This window comes from Anaerotalea alkaliphila, assembly GCF_010179735.1.
In the GTDB taxonomy this organism is placed as follows: Bacteria; Bacillota; Clostridia; order Lachnospirales; family Vallitaleaceae; genus Anaerotalea; species Anaerotalea alkaliphila.
Genome location: NZ_JAAEEH010000020.1, coordinates 22,516 through 37,836, shown reverse-complemented (window position 1 = coordinate 37,836; position 15,321 = coordinate 22,516). Strand labels below are relative to the sequence as shown.

14 protein-coding genes and 1 other annotated feature are annotated in these 15,321 nt (G+C 61.9%); of the genes, 12 read left to right on the top strand and 2 right to left on the bottom strand.

Translation table 11 applies throughout. From position 1 onward, the window contains the following. Window positions 1-22: 22 nt before the first annotated feature. The 12 genes from GXN74_RS08455 (at window position 23) to GXN74_RS08400 (ending at window position 10,704) form a co-directional block, all read left to right on the top strand. Complete coding sequence (locus tag GXN74_RS08455; protein ID WP_162370494.1) at window positions 23-1,051, top strand: 3-deoxy-7-phosphoheptulonate synthase; 1,029 nt, start codon at window positions 23-25, stop codon at window positions 1,049-1,051. A 21-nt stretch (window positions 1,052-1,072) separates the two neighbouring features. Further along, window positions 1,073-1,765 (top strand): DUF554 domain-containing protein, encoded by a 693-nt coding sequence (locus GXN74_RS08450; protein WP_162370493.1) that lies wholly within the window; start codon window positions 1,073-1,075, stop codon window positions 1,763-1,765. A 58-nt stretch (window positions 1,766-1,823) separates the two neighbouring features. Further along, window positions 1,824-2,059 (top strand) — a binding site (T-box leader). A 138-nt stretch (window positions 2,060-2,197) separates the two neighbouring features. Beyond that, window positions 2,198-3,859, top strand: coding sequence for a 2-isopropylmalate synthase (gene leuA, locus GXN74_RS08445; protein WP_162370510.1), 1,662 nt, complete (start codon window positions 2,198-2,200; stop codon window positions 3,857-3,859). Between the two features lie 12 nt (window positions 3,860-3,871). Next, window positions 3,872-4,783 carry a carbohydrate kinase family protein gene (locus GXN74_RS08440; protein ID WP_162370492.1) on the top strand — a complete coding sequence of 304 codons (912 nt, stop codon included), beginning with the start codon at window positions 3,872-3,874 and terminating at the stop codon, window positions 4,781-4,783. Next, complete coding sequence (locus GXN74_RS08435) at window positions 4,764-5,732, top strand: aromatic acid exporter family protein (RefSeq protein ID WP_162370491.1); 969 nt, start codon at window positions 4,764-4,766, stop codon at window positions 5,730-5,732. The genes GXN74_RS08440 and GXN74_RS08435 overlap by 20 nt, the downstream gene beginning before the upstream one ends. Beyond that, entirely contained in the window at window positions 5,729-6,445 is a 717-nt protein-coding gene (locus GXN74_RS14855; protein WP_162370490.1) for an HAD family hydrolase, read from the top strand. The genes GXN74_RS08435 and GXN74_RS14855 overlap by 4 nt, the downstream gene beginning before the upstream one ends. Further along, complete coding sequence (locus GXN74_RS14485) at window positions 6,442-6,651, top strand: YwbE family protein (protein WP_162370489.1); 210 nt, start codon at window positions 6,442-6,444, stop codon at window positions 6,649-6,651. The genes GXN74_RS14855 and GXN74_RS14485 overlap by 4 nt, the downstream gene beginning before the upstream one ends. Beyond that, the gene (locus tag GXN74_RS08420) at window positions 6,648-7,355 is read left to right on the top strand and encodes a M48 family metallopeptidase (RefSeq protein ID WP_162370488.1); all 708 of its coding nucleotides are present in this window, start codon (window positions 6,648-6,650) and stop codon (window positions 7,353-7,355) included. Before GXN74_RS14485 ends, GXN74_RS08420 begins: the two co-directional genes overlap by 4 nt. A 100-nt stretch (window positions 7,356-7,455) precedes the next feature. After that, window positions 7,456-7,998, top strand: a complete 543-nt coding sequence (gene yfcE, locus GXN74_RS08415; RefSeq protein WP_162370487.1) for a phosphodiesterase — start codon at window positions 7,456-7,458, stop codon at window positions 7,996-7,998. 24 nt (window positions 7,999-8,022) lie between these two features. Further along, window positions 8,023-8,526: a hypothetical protein gene (locus GXN74_RS08410; protein WP_162370486.1), complete on the top strand. Its 504-nt coding sequence runs from the start codon at window positions 8,023-8,025 to the stop codon at window positions 8,524-8,526. Between the two features lie 17 nt (window positions 8,527-8,543). Further along, window positions 8,544-9,167 carry a Maf family protein gene (locus tag GXN74_RS08405; RefSeq protein ID WP_162370485.1) on the top strand — a complete coding sequence of 208 codons (624 nt, stop codon included), beginning with the start codon at window positions 8,544-8,546 and terminating at the stop codon, window positions 9,165-9,167. Further along, complete coding sequence (locus GXN74_RS08400) at window positions 9,127-10,704, top strand: FGGY-family carbohydrate kinase (protein WP_162370484.1); 1,578 nt, start codon at window positions 9,127-9,129, stop codon at window positions 10,702-10,704. The genes GXN74_RS08405 and GXN74_RS08400 overlap by 41 nt, the downstream gene beginning before the upstream one ends. An 85-nt stretch (window positions 10,705-10,789) precedes the next feature. Here the strand turns inward: GXN74_RS08400 and argS are convergent, their stop codons facing one another. Together argS and GXN74_RS08390 are read right to left on the bottom strand one after the other, a co-directional pair. Next, complete coding sequence (argS, locus tag GXN74_RS08395) at window positions 10,790-12,541, bottom strand: arginine--tRNA ligase (protein WP_162370483.1); 1,752 nt, start codon at window positions 12,539-12,541, stop codon at window positions 10,790-10,792. A gap of 86 nt (window positions 12,542-12,627) precedes the next feature. After that, window positions 12,628-15,240: a transglycosylase domain-containing protein gene (locus GXN74_RS08390; protein ID WP_162370482.1), complete on the bottom strand. Its 2,613-nt coding sequence runs from the start codon at window positions 15,238-15,240 to the stop codon at window positions 12,628-12,630. Between the last annotated feature and the right edge of the window lie 81 nt (window positions 15,241-15,321).

Genomic DNA, 15,321 nt, shown 5'->3' with positions numbered 1-15,321 from the left:
TTTCAGGCCTGGAGGAGGAAGCATGGGTTTAACATATGTCAGGCAGTTGCCAAGCCCCGAGGAAATCATCGCCGAGGCTCCCGTCTCGCCCGCCGTCCGGGAGGCGAAAGCCGCCAGGGACGCCAAGATCAAGGAAATATTCACCGGCGGGAACGACCAGTTCCTGCTGATCGTGGGCCCCTGCAGCGCAGACAACGAGGATGCGGTCAGGGATTACATGGGCCGACTGGCGGGACTGCAGGAAAAGGTGAAGGACAAGATCCTCATCGTGCCCCGGATCTACACCAACAAGCCAAGGACCACCGGAGAAGGCTACAAGGGAATGATGCACCAGCCCGACCCCAACGACAGTGCCAACATCGTGGAGGGCCTGAAGGCCATCCGAAGACTGCATCTGCGGGTTGCGGAGGACACGGGGATGACCGCGGCGGACGAGATGCTGTATCCCGAGAACTACGCCTACCTTTCGGACATCTTGAGCTATATCGCCGTGGGTGCAAGGTCCGTGGAGAACCAGCAGCACCGGCTGACGGTCAGTGGCGTGGAAGTTCCCGTGGGGATGAAGAACCCCACCAGCGGCGACATCACGGTCATGCTGAACGCCATCAAGGCGGCCCAGATCGGACACAATTTCATCTTCCGGGGGCATGAGGTGGAAACCACCGGCAACCCCCTTGCCCACGCCATCATGCGGGGGTACGTGGACCAGTACGGAAGGAACTTCCCGAACTACCACTACGAGGACATCGTCTATCTGATCGAAAAATACCTGGAGCGGGACCTGTCCTTCCCCAGCATCATCATCGACACGAACCACGCCAACTCCAACAAGAAATACCTGGAGCAGCCCAGGATTGCCTATGAGATCGTCCGGAACAGGCACTACGACCCGACCCTGAAGAAGCACATCAAGGGACTGATGATGGAAAGCTATATCGAGGGCGGCTGCCAGGGCGTGGGGGAAGGCGTCTACGGAAAATCCATCACGGACCCCTGCCTTTCCTGGGAAGACACGGAGCGCACGGTCTGCACCATTGCGGACAAGCTGTAGGCCGGAGAGGGAGGTGCGGACATGATCGGAACGTTCGTCAATGTGGGCACGGTGGTGGCAGGAAGCCTGATCGGACTCCTGCTCCATGCCAGGCTTTCGGAGCGGGTGACGAAGATCGCCTTCCAGGCCATCGGCCTGTTCACCCTGATGCTGGGGCTCCAGATGGCCCTCCAGGTGCAGAATGTCCTGGTGATGATTTTCGCACTGATCATCGGATCGGTGTCGGGAGAGCTGCTGGATGTGGAGGCCGGTTTCAACAAGGCGGGGGACCAGGTGAAGAGGATCTTCAAGTCCAGCCACGACCGGTTCACGGAAGGCATCGTGACCGCTTTCCTGCTCTTCTGCATGGGGTCCCTGACCATCCTGGGGGCCATACAGGAGGGGACGGGGCACGCCCCCACCCTGTTGTTGACAAAGTCCATCATGGACGGATTCGCTTCCATTGCCCTGTCCTCCACCCTGGGGATCGGCGTCCTCTTCTCCGCCATCCCCCTGCTGGTCTACCAGGGAGGCCTGACCCTTTTCGCAGGACTCCTGGAGAACGTGCTGGACGAGGCCTTCATCCAGGAGGTGGTGGCCTGCGGCGGCATCCTGCTCATGGGTCTGGGCTTCAACCTGCTGGAGATCAAGCGGATCAAGGTGGCGAACATGCTGCCCAGCCTGCTGGTGGTGGTCCTGCTGCTGGTCTTGACGGGATTCTTCCAGGGGGCATAGGCCTTTTGGCCTTGACAAAGACGCCGGAATGGTGTATGATACATTAAACTTTATCTCAAGAAAGACGATGAAGGGGAGCAGTAGCGGTTGTAGAGCTTTCAGAGAGCCGGCGGCAGGTGTGAGGCGGCAGCGAAGCGATGGTGAACTAGCCCTGGAGTCACGTGCTGAAGTAGCAGTAGGCATTGTCGGGTTCGACCGTTATATCGAGGAGATATGCAGGTATCTTGCTAAGTGCGCCTTGTCATGGGGCGAATTGGAGTGGTAACGCGGAAGGACAGGTCTTTCGTCTCTGGAATCAGGGATGGAAGGCCTTTTTATATGGCATGGAAGTTCGTCCAAGCCCGCTTGGGACCAACTTTCATGCCATCGTCTGAACGCATACGCAGTATGCGTTCTTATTGCATCGATTGCAGGAGGAGAACGGCCATGAGCATGAATCATCAGAAGTACAGACCCTACCAGTTTTTTGTAAAGGATTTCGCAGAGAGGACATGGCCTTCCAAGACCGTGGAGAAGGCCCCCGTCTGGTGCAGCGTGGACCTGCGGGACGGCAACCAGGCCCTGCCTGTGCCCATGGGCATCGAAACCAAGATCGTCTTCTTCAAGATGCTGAAGCAGATGGGATTCAAGGAGATCGAGGTGGGATTTCCCTCCGCTTCGGAAACGGAGTACAATTTCCTGCGCAGGATCATCGAAGATGGCCTGGTGGACGACGACATCAGCGTGCAGGTGCTGACCCAGGCCAGGGAGCACCTGATCGCCAAGTCCTTCGAAGCCCTGAAGGGCGTGAAGAAGGCCATCGTCCACGTCTACAACTCCACCTCCGTCCAGCAGCGGGAAGTGGTCTTCGGCAAGTCCAAGGAGGAGATCGTCGAAATCGCCAGGGAAGGGGCCGCCCTGCTGAACAAGTACGCGGCCATGTACCCGGAGACGGAGTTCACCTTCGAGTATTCCCCGGAAAGCTTCACCGGCACGGAGCCCGAGTACGCCCTGGAGGTCTGCAAGGCGGTGATGGACGTCTGGAAACCCACCCCCCAGCGGAAGATGATCATCAACCTGCCGGCGACGGTGGAGATGGCCACCCCCAACGTGTATGCGGACCAGGTGGAGTGGTTCTCCAGGAACATCCCCAACAGGGACAGCGTCCTGATCAGCATCCACACCCACAACGACCGGGGGACCGGTGTGGCGGCCTCCGAACTGGCCCTGCTTGCCGGAGCGGACCGCATCGAGGGAACCCTGTTCGGGAACGGGGAGAGGACAGGGAACGTGGACATCCTGGTCATGGCCATGAACCTCTTCACCCAGGGGATCGACCCCGGCATCCGGGTCGGGAACATCGACGAGATCGTTTCCATATACGAGGAATGCACCGGCATGACGGTCCATGACCGCCATCCCTATGCGGGCAAGCTGGTCTACACCGCTTTTTCCGGTTCCCACCAGGACGCCATCCGGAAGGGCTTGCTGGCAAGGAAGGACAGGCCGGAGGACTTCTGGGACGTGCCCTATCTGCCCATCGACCCGGCGGACGTGGGACGGGAGTACGAGGCCATCATCCGGATCAACAGCCAGTCGGGCAAAGGCGGCGTAGCCTACATCCTGGAATCGGAGTTCGGCTACAAGCTTCCCAAGGCCATGCATCCGGAAGCCGGCGCCCCCGTGCAGAAGGTGACGGACGAGACGGGCAAGGAACTTGCCCCCTCGGAAATCTTCGGCATCTTCCAGAAGGAGTTCGTGAACAGGACGGGCCGGCTGGAGCTGGTCCACTACACCTATGAGTTCAAGGACGGGGAAGAGGAGCGGGTGAAGATCAAGGCGGAAATCAAGCTGGACGGGGAGACCCTCCACATAAAGGGGCACGGGAACGGTCCCGTCTCCGCCTTCTTCGAAGGCCTGCAGAAGGTGGCCTTCGAGGACTTCCGCTTCCTGACCTATGAGGAGCATGCCCTGGGGGGAGGGGCCAGCGCCCAGGCCGCGGCCTACATCCAGCTGGAGAACGGAGCGGGGGTCCGCAGGTTCGGCGTGGGGACCGACTCCAGCATCGACAGCGCATCCATCCGGGCCATCGTAAGCGCCATCAACCGTTTCTAGAAGGAGGCCCCCATGAAGGTTTTGTGCATCGGCCATTCGGCCTACGATTTCACCCTTCCCCTGGAAGGCTATCCCGTGGAGAACCAGAAGTACGAATTGCACAGCATCCAGGAATGCGGAGGAGGGCCGGCAGCCAATGCCGCCTTCCTTTTGGGCGTTTGGGGGATGCCGGCTTCCTATGCCGGCAAGCTGGGAACGGACGTTTACGGGGAGAAGATACGGAGGGAGCTGGAAGCGGCGGGGGTGGACCTGGAGCCCAGCGACCTGGACCCGGACTTCAAGACCTCCAGCAGCTTCATCCTCATCAACGGGGAGAACGGAAGCAGGACCCTGATCAATTACAAGCCACCGAAGAATCCCCCACTTGCCTGGAAGCGGGGATTGGACAAGGGCTGGAGCACCCTCCTGATGGACGGGCATGAGCTTGCGGCCTCCCTGGAGGCCATGGAATGCCTCCCGTCGGCCGCCACCATCCTGGACGCCGGCTCCGTGCGGGAAGGGACCATGCGCCTGGGGGCGGTGGTGGATTATCTGGTCTGTTCCGAGGTCTTTGCCTGCACCCTGGCGAAGATGCCTGTGGGCGGGGATCCCTGGGACATGGTGCCCGCCCTGGAGGCTGCGGAGGCCCTGAACCCCAACCAGGTGGTGGTCACCCTGGGGGAAAGGGGTTGCCTCTACCGTCTGGAGGGGACCGTCCGCCACATGCCCGCCGTACCGGTGGCTGCGGCGGACACCACCGGTGCAGGGGACATCTTCCACGGGGCCTTCGCCTTCGGGATTGCCCGCAACCTGGGGCTTGCGGCCAGCCTGGCCATCGCCACCTGCGCCGCCGGAATGTCGGTGGAGAAGCTGGGGGGCAGGAGCTCCATCCCCTCCCTGGAAGAACTCAGGAAAAGGTTCCCCCATGTGGTTCCTGCTCTTTAGAGCCGCGAAGAAGACCCTGGGATTCCTCCTGGCGGTGGGGGTTGCGGAACTGGCGGGCTTGGAGTTCTCCCTCTCCGCAGGGGTCATCACCCTGCTGATGTTCCTGGATCCGGTGCGCCAGAGCCCCCGGACCGCTTGGCAAAGGGTGGCCACTGCGGCGGCGGCCCTGCTGCTGTCCAGCCTGGCCTTTAGGACCTTCGGCTTCAACCTGGCGGCCTTCGGGGGCTTCCTGTTCCTGTTCGTGGCGGGGGTCCTGGCCGCCAGGGCCAATGCGGGCCTGGTGGTGAACACGGTGCTGGTCACCCATGTCTACGCCCTGGAGCGGGCGGACCTGCCCGTCCTGGCCAACGAGATGGGGCTCATGCTGGTGGGGGTGGCCACGGCCCTCCTGCTGAACCTCTACATGCCCAGCACGGAGAGGATCATCCGGGAACTCATCGGCGACCTGGAAGGGCAGCTTAGGGCCGTGCTCCTGCACATGGGAAGCCAGCTGGAGAACCAGTGCAGGCTGGACACGGAACAGGTTTCCCTGGAGGCCCTGGAGGAGACCATCCAAAGGGGCAAAGAGAAGGCGGAAGCCTTCATCAACAGCGACTACCTCCACAACCGGCAGTACTATCTTGCGTATTTCCGGATGCGGGAGGAGCAGCACAACCAGCTCCGCCACATGTGCCGGCATTTCGACGTCATCCATGTGGCCCGGGAGCAGGGCAGCGTCCTGGCCAGGTTCACCGAACGGCTGTCGGCGGCCATCGCCGAGGAGAACTCGGGGGAGGAGCTGCTGGAGGAGATCGGAAGGCTGAAGGCCTTCTTCAAGACCCAGCCCCTCCCCGCCAGCCGGGAGGAGTTCGAGAACCGGGCCTCCCTGTACCAGTACCTGAACGACCTGGAGGCCTTCGTCTCCATCAAGCGCCGGTTCGTACTGGGATACCGGAAGGAGGAAGCATGATCAGGACAATCGCATTCGACTGCATGGAGACCCTCATCGACATGGACCTCCTGCCCGGAAAGGACGACTATTTCCTCTGGGGGCTGGAGGGTTCCGGGCTGGAGCGCTTGAGCGGCCTGGACCGGGAAGGCCTCCTTATGGCCTACCGGGAAGCCGCCCTTGCCCTGGAGGCGGAATTCCAAGGACTGCGGGAATATCCCTTGCGGGCCAGGTACGCGCGGGTGGCCGAAAAGGTCCTGCCCGGACTGGACCGCAGGGGAATCCTGGCCATGGCTGCGGAGATGGAAGAGCGATTCATGGGGATTTACGGAAGCCACTGCTATGTTTCCGGGGAGAAGCGGAAGGCGCTGGAAGCCTTGGCAAAGGAGCTTCCCCTGCATGTCCTCTCCAACTTCAAGGTGGAGGGGGGAATCGCCCGGCTTCTGGAGCGCTGCGGGGTCGGGGAACTGTTCGCCGGCATCCACACCTCCATGGAGGCGGGATGGCGCAAGCCCCACCCCAGGACCTACGCCTACCTGGCGGAGAGGACGGGATTCGCCTACGGGGAGACCCTGTTCGTGGGGGACGACCGGGAATGCGACTATCTGGCTCCCCGGGCCTTGGGCATGCAGGCCCTCTGGTACCGGCAGGGGGTCCGGACAAAGGGGCCGGAGGAAATCGGAAGCTTCCTGGAGATCGGGGAGCGTTTGGGAAGAGGAGGTACAGGACAGTGAATGGAAAGAACAGGGAAGAGGTCAAGGTCGGGGCCCTGGTGGACATCGTATTGAAGAAGGACCAGCGGACGGGGAAACTGACCCGGGGGCATGTGAAGCGGATCCTCACCAACAGCAGGACCCATCCCCACGGGATCAAGGTGATGCTGGTGGAGGGGGACGCGGTGGGGCGGGTCCAGGGGATTGTGGAGGAGGCGGGAAAATGACGCTCACATACGAAGGAAAGGAAATCGGCTTCTCCCTCACCTACCGGAAGCGGAAGACCATCGGCATCCACATCGACGTCTACGGGCATGTGGAGGTCCGGGCCCCCAAGGGATGCCCGGAAGCGGCCATCCTGGAAGTGGTGGAGAACAAGGCCCCCTGGATCCTGGAGAAGGTGGGGGAGATGAAGGAGCGGACCGCGGGCCATCGGCCCAAGGTCTACGACCACGGGGAGCGCTTCCTCTACCTGGGGGCGGACTACCCCATCCAGGTCCTGGAAGAGCCGGAAATCCCCAAGAACACGGTGGAATTCGATGGACGGACCCTCCATGTCCGGGTGCGGGAGCACAGGGACGAGGAGGTCCGGGGAGCCCTGCTTAGGTTCTACAGGCAGCGCTGCAAGGCCCTGGTGGAGGAGCGGATCCGGGAATACCAGCGGCATTTCCAGGTGAAGCCCACCAAGATCAAGATCTGCGACTCCAGCAGCTACTGGGGGACCTGCAACTCCAAGCGGGAGCTGAGTTTCCACTGGAAGCTGGCCATGACCCCCCTGGCGGTGGTGGACGCCATCGTCGTCCACGAGATGGCCCACCTGCACCACATGAACCACGACAGGTCCTTCTGGAGGCTGGTGGGAAAGGTCTTGCCCGACTATGGGGAACGGAAGGCGTGGCTGGACAGCAGCAGCTGGAAGATGACGATCTGACGGGCCGCAAATTAATCGGGGGAAAAGGCTGTTGCACGTTGCCATAAAAAACAAACCGGGTTATAATGGAAAAAAGCGAAATGAACAAAAGGAGTTCCTGATGAAATTGATGGTTCTGTCGGACATCCATGGGTCCGACTTCTATTTGGAGAAGGCCTTGGCCCGTTTCGAGGCTGAGGCGGCGGCGTATCTGCTGGTGCTGGGGGACTTCCTCTACCATGGACCCCGGAACCCCCTGCCGGAAGGCTACGACCCGAAGGCGGTGATTGCCCGGTTGAATCCGCTGAAAGGGAAGATCATTGCCGTGCGGGGGAACTGCGACGGGGAAGTGGACCAGATGGTCCTGGAATTCCCCATCTTGTCGGACCAAAGCACGGTTTTTTATGGGGGACGGAGGATCTTCCTCCACCACGGACATCATTTCAGCGAAGAGAACCTTCCGCCCCTGGTGCCGGGGGACGTGTTCCTGCAGGGGCACACCCACATCCCTACGGTCCACCAAAAGGCCGGCATCCACATCCTGAATCCGGGGTCCGTCGCCTTGCCCAAGAACGGCACCCCCCACAGTTACGGGGTGCTGGAGGAGGACGGTTTCAAGGTGAAGGACCTGGAGGGCAAGACCTTCCTGGAGACGAAATGGTAAGGAAAGGACCGGGAGGAGCAGCGGATGGAGAATAAGAAGGTGTTGGGCAGGATGGCGTGCATGGGGCTTCTGGTCCTGCTGTTTTTTTCCGGTTACTACAACTACCGGCAATATTATGAGAACCAGGCGAACCGGCAGGCCATCGAGATCCTGCAGGCCAGCCAGTACGCCACGGCGGAAGGGCTGGCTCCGGAGGTCCTGGAGGTCCAGTTCCTCGACATGCAGGGGAACGACGCCATGCGGGACGGCTGGGTGACCCCGGGGGCGGATGGACGGCTGGAGATTCGGATCCGGTACAAGGGGCAATGCGACGCCGTCGAGATCTTTTCCACCCCCTCGGGCACGGAGACCTATGAGCTCCAGAGCCTGGCTGCCCGGTTCGAGGTGGCGGGGGATGCGAGCCTGGAGGAGCAGGAGGCCAGCTACGTCTGGGAGATCCCCCAAGGCACCATGGCCCATTTCTGGCTGGTTGCCATGAACAAGAACATCGGAAGGCGGACGGAAATATTCAACATCATCATGGAATAGGGAAGGAGCGGGAAGGGATGAAGCACAAGATCCTATTGGCGTCCCAGTCGCCCCGCCGCAAGGAAATCCTCAGGAATCTGGGGATTCCTTTTTCTGTGCGGCAGAGTTGGTTCGACGAGGACCTTTGCCTGGAAAGGTCGGAGGATCCGGTGGAGCTGGTGGAGGCGCTGGCCAGGGGCAAGGCGGCCGGAGCGGCGGAAGACGTGCGCCCGGGAGAGCTTGTCCTGGGGGCCGACACGGTGGTGGTGTTCGAGGGAAGGATCCTGGGCAAGCCCAGGGACAGGGCGGAGGCCCTGGAGTTCCTCGGGAGGCTTTCCGGCAGGGAGCACCTGGTGGTTACGGGAATCGCCCTTCTGGACCCGGTGGGGGGACGGGAGTTCGTCTCCCACGGGGTCACCAAGGTGCGGATGCGCCCTTTTGCCAGGGAGGAGATGGAAGGCTACATAGGGACCGGGGAGCCCCTGGACAAGGCGGGGGCCTACGGCATCCAAGGCTATGGGGCCGTTCTGGTGGAAGGGATCGAAGGGGATTACTTCAACGTGGTTGGCCTGCCTGTGGGGAAGCTGCTGGAGGGTCTGCGCGAAATGGGGGTGGATTACTTTGCGTGGTTGGGGGAAAAAGGGATGGGTTCTGGCCATTGACGTGGGCACCCAAAGCGTGAAGGCCTTGGTCTTCGACCGGGAAGGGAACACCCTGGCCGCAGCCAGGCGGGCCTATGGGCCCACTGTCTCCGGCAGGCCGGGGCTTGCGGAGCAGGACCCCCAGGTGTTCTGGGACGCCATGGGGGAGGCCGTCCGGGAGATAGGAAAGACCTCTGGGGAGGTCCTTGCCAAGGTGGACACGGTCTCCCTGACCACCCAACGGGATACCTGTGTCCTGTTGGACGGGGAAGGGAAGGTCCTTAGGCCGGCCATCTCCTGGGCGGACCAGAGGACCGTCCCCAGGCACAAGCCCGTTCCCTGGCCCTATGTCCTGGGGACGGCGCTGACCGGCATGTGGCCGGTGGTGAAGACCATGAGCCGCCACTGCCATGCCCATTGGATCCAGGAACGGGAACCGGAGGTCTGGAAGAGGACCCACCGGTTCCTCCTACTTTCCGGCTATTTCAACTTCCGCATGACGGGGCGGTTCCTGGACTGCCCCGCCAACCAGGTGGGGCACATCCCCTTCAACTACAGGAAGTTCCGGTGGGAATCCCCCTGGGGCCTGAAGGCGTGGGTATTCCAGATTCCCCGGGAGAAGCTGTGCCGCCTGGTGGAGCCGGGAGTTCCCATCGGCCCCCTGCTGCCCTCCGTGGCCGGGGAGCTGGGGCTGCCTCCGGGGGTCCTTGTCCATGCCGCGGGCTCGGACAAGGGGTGCGAGACCCTGGGGGTGGGGTGCCTGGAGGAGGGGAGGGCGGCCGTCTCCCTGGGGACCAGCGCCACCATCCAGACCACCGCAGGCCGCTATTACGAGACGGAGCGGTTCATCCCCCCTTTCCCCGCCGTGGTCCCTGGGTCCTACAACCCGGAGGTCCAGGTGTACCGGGGCTACTGGATGCTCAGCTGGTTCAAGGGGGAGTTCGCCCGGGAGGAAGTAGGGGAGGCCCGCCGGCTGGGGATCGCCCCGGAGGAGCTCCTGAACAGGAGGCTTGCGGAGGTCGGACCCGGCAGCGGCGGACTGGTCCTCCAGCCCTACTGGAAGCCGGCGCTGAAGAGGCCGGAGTCCAAAGGTACCATCCTGGGCTTTTCAGACCACCACACCCGGTTCCACCTCTACAGGGCTATCCTGGAGGGGATCGGCTTCGCCCTGCTGGAAGGAATGAAGAAGATGGAAAGGAAATCCGGCGTCCGGATCCGGGAGATCCGGCTGTCCGGGGGCGGCTCCCAAAGCGGGGAAATCTGCCAGATCACAGCAGACATCTTCGGTCTGCCGGTGGTACGGATCCAGACCGCTGAGGCGGCGGCCCTGGGCGCGGCGGTGGCCGCCTATGCGGCCAAGGGGGATTTCGCCTCCTATGGGGAGGCGGTGGAGGCCATGGTCCACGTGCGGGACGTCTTCCAGCCGGACCCCGCAAACGCCAGGCTCTACGCCTCCCTCTACAGGAAGGTCTACAGGAAGGTCTACGGACGGGTGGGACCCCTCTGCAGGGCCCTGGACGCCATCCTGCCGGCGATGGGACCGGAAGGGGAACGATGAAAAACTCCATGAAAAAAAGCGCTCCAGGCCATTTGAAATGGCTTGGAGCGCTTTTTTGTCGCCGGTCCGGCATCCCTAAGGGTCGTCACATCCGCTCAGGAACTTCCAGTCCCAGGATGTCCAGGCAGATGCCGGACACCTTTTTGGCCAGCAGGAGCAGGGAGACCCAGCTCTGCTTCCGTTCCAGGTCCTTTTCGTTCAGGATGTGGTGGGCGTGGTAGAACCCGTTCAGCAGGGTGGAGAGTTCGTAGACATACTCGCAGACCACGCTGGGGGCCCGCTCGATGAACGCGGTCTCCAGGGCATGGGGGAGTTCCCCGACCTTCAGGAAGATCTGCCTCTCCACCTCGCTGGCGGCGGGAAGGATGGGGCCGGGGACGGTCCCTTCCAGCTTGCTCAGGATGTTGTTGATCCGCACGTTGGTGTAGAGGATGTAGGGGCCGGTCTTGCCTTCGAAGGAAGAGAACTTGTCCAGGTCGAAGATGTAGTCCTTCATCCGGTAATTGGAAAGGTCGGCGAACTTGAGGGTGGCAAGACCCACCTTGTGGGTCACCTCTTCCACGTCCAGACCTTCCTTGTCCAGGATCTTCTCCCGGGCGTTGTTCTCCACCATGTCGATCAGGTCCGAAAGGCGCAGCACGCCGCCCTCCCTGGTCTTGAAGGGCTTGCCGTCCTTCCCGTTCATGGTCCCGAACCCGATGTGCTCCAGCTTCGTGTGCTCGGCCACAATCCCGTGGTCGGTTGCGCAGCGGAAGACCTGGAGGAAATGGTTCGCCTGGCGGCTGTCCACCACATACAGCACATAGTCGGGGTCGAAGTCCTTGGCCCGCTGGTACAGGGTGGCCAGGTCCGTGGTCCCATAGAGGATGGAACCGTCGGACTTATAGATGATGATGGGGGGAATCTCCTTCTTGTCGTCGGGACGCCCCACATCCACCACCATGGCCCCCTGGCTTTCGTACAGGGCGTTCTGTTCCTGGAGGATTTCGATCACGTCCTCCACATAGGCGTTGCTGGTGCTCTCTCCGTACCAGAGGTCGAAATCCACGCCCAGCCGGGCGTAGTTCTTGCGGATGTCCCCCAGGGACAGGTCCACGATGTGCTTCCAGAGGGCCACGTAGCCACGGCGGCCGTTCTGGAGGTCGAAGGTGGCCTCCTTGGCGGCGGCGTTCACGGCCTCGTCCTCCTTGGCCAGCTTGCTCACCATGGGATAAATCTCTTCCAGGTCTTCCAGGGTGAAGGGGGGCTCCGAGGGATACGCGCCGCTGTAATTCTCGTCGAAATAGGGCAGGTCCGGCTGGCGACGCCGGATTTCCGAAATCACCATGCCCATCTGCAGGCCCCAGTCCCCCAGATGGATGTCGCCGATGACCTCGTGCCCCAGGAAGCGGGACAGGCGCTTGATGGATTCCCCGATGATGGCGGTCCGCAGATGGCCCACATGGAGGGGCTTTGCGATGTTGGGTCCGCCGTAGTCCAGCACGATCGTGTAGGGGGACGGGGCAAGCCCTACCCCGGCCCGTCCGTCGGTGCGCAGATGGTCCATGGCGGAAGCCAGGAAACTGTCCTGGAGGGTGAGGTTGATGAAGCCGGGCTTGGCCACCTCCGCGGACTGGAGGATGGCGTCCGCGCCTTCCAGCCCCTTCAGCCGGGCGACCACTTCCTCCGCAAGGACGAAGGGAGGTTTCTTGTATTGTTTGGAGGCGCTCATGCATCCGTTGCATTGGAACTGGCAGAGCTCCGGCCGCTGGGATTTCACCACCACCGCATAGGACTTGTCGTATCCGGCCTGGGTGAAGGCCTCCTGCAGCAATTCGGTCAGGTTTGTAGTCAACATTTTATCGCTCCTTTAAGTATGATGCCGTCTTTCTTATTATAGTGGCAGTCTGTACAAATGCAAGGGTTTCTTTGATGGATCCGGGGTCATTGGCCGAAGTCCACCGGATCCTGGGGGAGCGCCTCCGGCGTTTCCTCCTTCGGCGGTGTGATGGGCTGCAGAATGGGGCCGTGGAAATTGCAGTAGGTTCCGGGAAGCTGGTATCTGGCGTCGGCGATCCTCGGAGGACTGCCTCCCGCCCAGGCTTCCGGATTCACAGGTTCCGGCCGCTTGATGAATACCTTGGGCTGGCGGGTGTGTTCCGGACAGTACTGGGTGGCCAGCAGGCCGGAGACGGTGCAGACATCCGCCGCTACATGGACGTCGCAACTTTCGGTGGGTTGGGTGCCTTCCACGAAGTACTCGTAGCGCACGGTCCCGCCCCTGGGGTCGGCCGAGCACAGGGAGGTGGGGAGCTTGCCCGATTCGTTGCAGACCGGGGCCTGGACGATTCCCGGGGGGATGGTGAACTCCTTGTAAGGCAGCCCGTCGTGGATCCTGTCCATCACGTCCCTCCAGATGAACTTGTGGTATCCCTGGAGATAGGCCATCCTGGCGGGGGTGTCGTACCCCATCCAGATGGTGGCCGCATAGTAGGGGGTGTATCCCGCGAAGACAACGTCATAGTTGTCCGAGGTGGTTCCCGTCTTCCCTGCTACGGCCATGGTGTTCCGTTGGAACTGGACCTGGGTGGCCGTGCCGGTCTTCACCACGCTTTCCATGGCGCTGGTAAGCAGGAAGGCGGTGGTCTCCTTCATGACCGTATGGGTGACGGGGACCTTCTCCAGCAGCACATTCCCGTTGTGGTCCAGCACCTGGGTGTAGAAGACGGGCTCCACATAGATCCCCTTGTTTGCGATGGTGCCGTAGGCCGCATTCAGCTCCAGGGGGGTAACCCCGCTGGTGAGTCCTCCCAGAGGGAGGGACAGGGTCTTGTCGGAAAAGGTCTTGCCCCCCAGGACCACGTCGTCCACCAGGGTGGTGAATCCCATCTTCAGCAGGTATTCGTATCCCAGCTGGGGGGAGATGTCATGGATGGTCCGGACGGCAAGGATGTTCATGGAGTCGGCGATGCCTTCCCGGACAGTGGAAAGCCCCCTGTAGTTGAAGGCGGCCGAGGGGGTGTCGTACCAGTTCTTCGGGATGTAGGCCGGCGCCGTGCCGTAGCGGAATATGGTGGGCACGTCGTCCAGGACCGTGGCCAGGGTGTATCCCTTCACGTCGATGGCGGGGACATAGGCCGCCAGCACCTTGAAGGTGGAGCCGGGCTGCCGTTTGGCCTGGGTGGCGCGGTTGAACGTCTGGTTGCCGGTCTTGGGCCCCCGGCCCCCGTTCAGGGCCTTCACATGGCCGTTGTGGTAGTCGGAGATGACCATGGCTGCCTGGGGTTGGGGGATGTAATTGACCGTCTCCCCCAGGACGTCCGCCTCCTCTGCCTGCCATTCCTCCAGCCATTGGGCCCGCAAGGCCTCCTTGAAGCTTTCGGCCGCCTGCTGGGTGGGGAACTGCTGCTCCTTGTAGAGGTTCTTGACCCCCGCCTCCGTGCGCAGGCTCAGGCTGACCATCGCCTTGACGGCATAATCCTCCTTGTGGGGAGGGAAGCTGGACTCGTCCAGGAAGACCTCGTCCAGGGTCTTTTGAATCTGCAGGTTCTGGGTGGTCTGGATACGGAGGCCTCCCCGGTAGATCAGCTGGTAGGCCTGGTTTTCCGTGTAGCCCTTCATGACCCGGAGGTCTTCGGCCACACGCTGGATGACTTCGTCCACGAAATAGGAATGGCGGTTGTTCTGGACGGTGCTCTCCTGTACCAGCTGGATATGGTCATAGACGTCCTCCGCCTCGGCGGCCGCCCGCTCTTGGGGGGTAATGTAGCCCAGTTCCTCCATCTTGGCCAGTACCGTCAGCTGGCGGACCCGGTTGTTCTCGGGATTGGCGACCGGATCGTAGAAGGACGGCCGCTGGGTGATGCCGGCGATGGCTGCGGCCTCGGCGATGGTCAGTTCCCCCACGTCCTTGTTGAAATAGGTGTTCGCGGCGGACTGGACGCCGTTGGTTCCCCGGCCGCAGGCCGCCGTGTTCAGGTAGTACTCAAGGATCTGTTCCTTTGTCATCTTCTTTTCCAGCTCCACCGCAAGGTACTGCTCCTGGATCTTGCGTTCCCAGCTCTTCTGGGTGGAGAGGACGTTGTTCTTGATCAGCTGCTGGGTGATGGTGCTGGCCCCCGAAGCCTTCAGGTCCCCTTCCTCCAGGTTGCTGAAGATGGCGCGGACGATCCCCTTGGCGTCGATGCCGTTGTGCTCCCAGAAGCGCTCGTCTTCTATGGCGATGAATGCGTTCCGCACATGCGCAGGAATCTGTTCGTATTCCACATAGATCCGGTTGGCTTCCGCGGCATGGAGACGCTGGGTCTCCACCCCGTCGTCCGCATACAGGATGGTCGCATAGCCCCTGGGCTGGACGTCCGCCAGGGACGTTTCGGGCGCCGAGTCGATGATGGCGTTGACCGCCCCCAGACCTCCCATGAAACCGCCCGCACCTCCCAGGACAAGGGCGAAAACCAGAAGCTTCACGGCCGACGTGCCCACCAGGTTCTTGAGTCTGGTGGAAGTGGAATGCAGCCTCTGCTGCTTTTGGATGCTTGCGTGTCTTCCGAAATTCATGAGGACCTCCTTTCCTTCCGTGGTTCTTCTTGCATTATAGCAAACATGGGGAGGGGAAGGAAGAAGAAAGTGGAAACTCCC

What these genes read in the sequence shown, in the direction of transcription:
- argS (WP_162370483.1), bottom strand. Translation starts at nt 12,541, where the DNA reads ATGTTGACTACAAACCTGACCGAATTGCTGCAGGAGGCCTTCACCCAG.
- leuA (WP_162370510.1), top strand. Translation starts at nt 2,198, where the DNA reads ATGAATCATCAGAAGTACAGACCCTACCAGTTTTTTGTAAAGGATTTC.
- GXN74_RS08440 (WP_162370492.1), top strand. Translation starts at nt 3,872, where the DNA reads ATGAAGGTTTTGTGCATCGGCCATTCGGCCTACGATTTCACCCTTCCC.
- GXN74_RS08390 (WP_162370482.1), bottom strand. Translation starts at nt 15,240, where the DNA reads ATGAATTTCGGAAGACACGCAAGCATCCAAAAGCAGCAGAGGCTGCAT.
- yfcE (WP_162370487.1), top strand. Translation starts at nt 7,456, where the DNA reads ATGAAATTGATGGTTCTGTCGGACATCCATGGGTCCGACTTCTATTTG.
- GXN74_RS08420 (WP_162370488.1), top strand. Translation starts at nt 6,648, where the DNA reads ATGACGCTCACATACGAAGGAAAGGAAATCGGCTTCTCCCTCACCTAC.
- GXN74_RS08435 (WP_162370491.1), top strand. Translation starts at nt 4,764, where the DNA reads ATGTGGTTCCTGCTCTTTAGAGCCGCGAAGAAGACCCTGGGATTCCTC.
- GXN74_RS14855 (WP_162370490.1), top strand. Translation starts at nt 5,729, where the DNA reads ATGATCAGGACAATCGCATTCGACTGCATGGAGACCCTCATCGACATG.
- GXN74_RS08410 (WP_162370486.1), top strand. Translation starts at nt 8,023, where the DNA reads ATGGAGAATAAGAAGGTGTTGGGCAGGATGGCGTGCATGGGGCTTCTG.
- GXN74_RS08405 (WP_162370485.1), top strand. Translation starts at nt 8,544, where the DNA reads ATGAAGCACAAGATCCTATTGGCGTCCCAGTCGCCCCGCCGCAAGGAA.
- GXN74_RS08450 (WP_162370493.1), top strand. Translation starts at nt 1,073, where the DNA reads ATGATCGGAACGTTCGTCAATGTGGGCACGGTGGTGGCAGGAAGCCTG.
- GXN74_RS08455 (WP_162370494.1), top strand. Translation starts at nt 23, where the DNA reads ATGGGTTTAACATATGTCAGGCAGTTGCCAAGCCCCGAGGAAATCATC.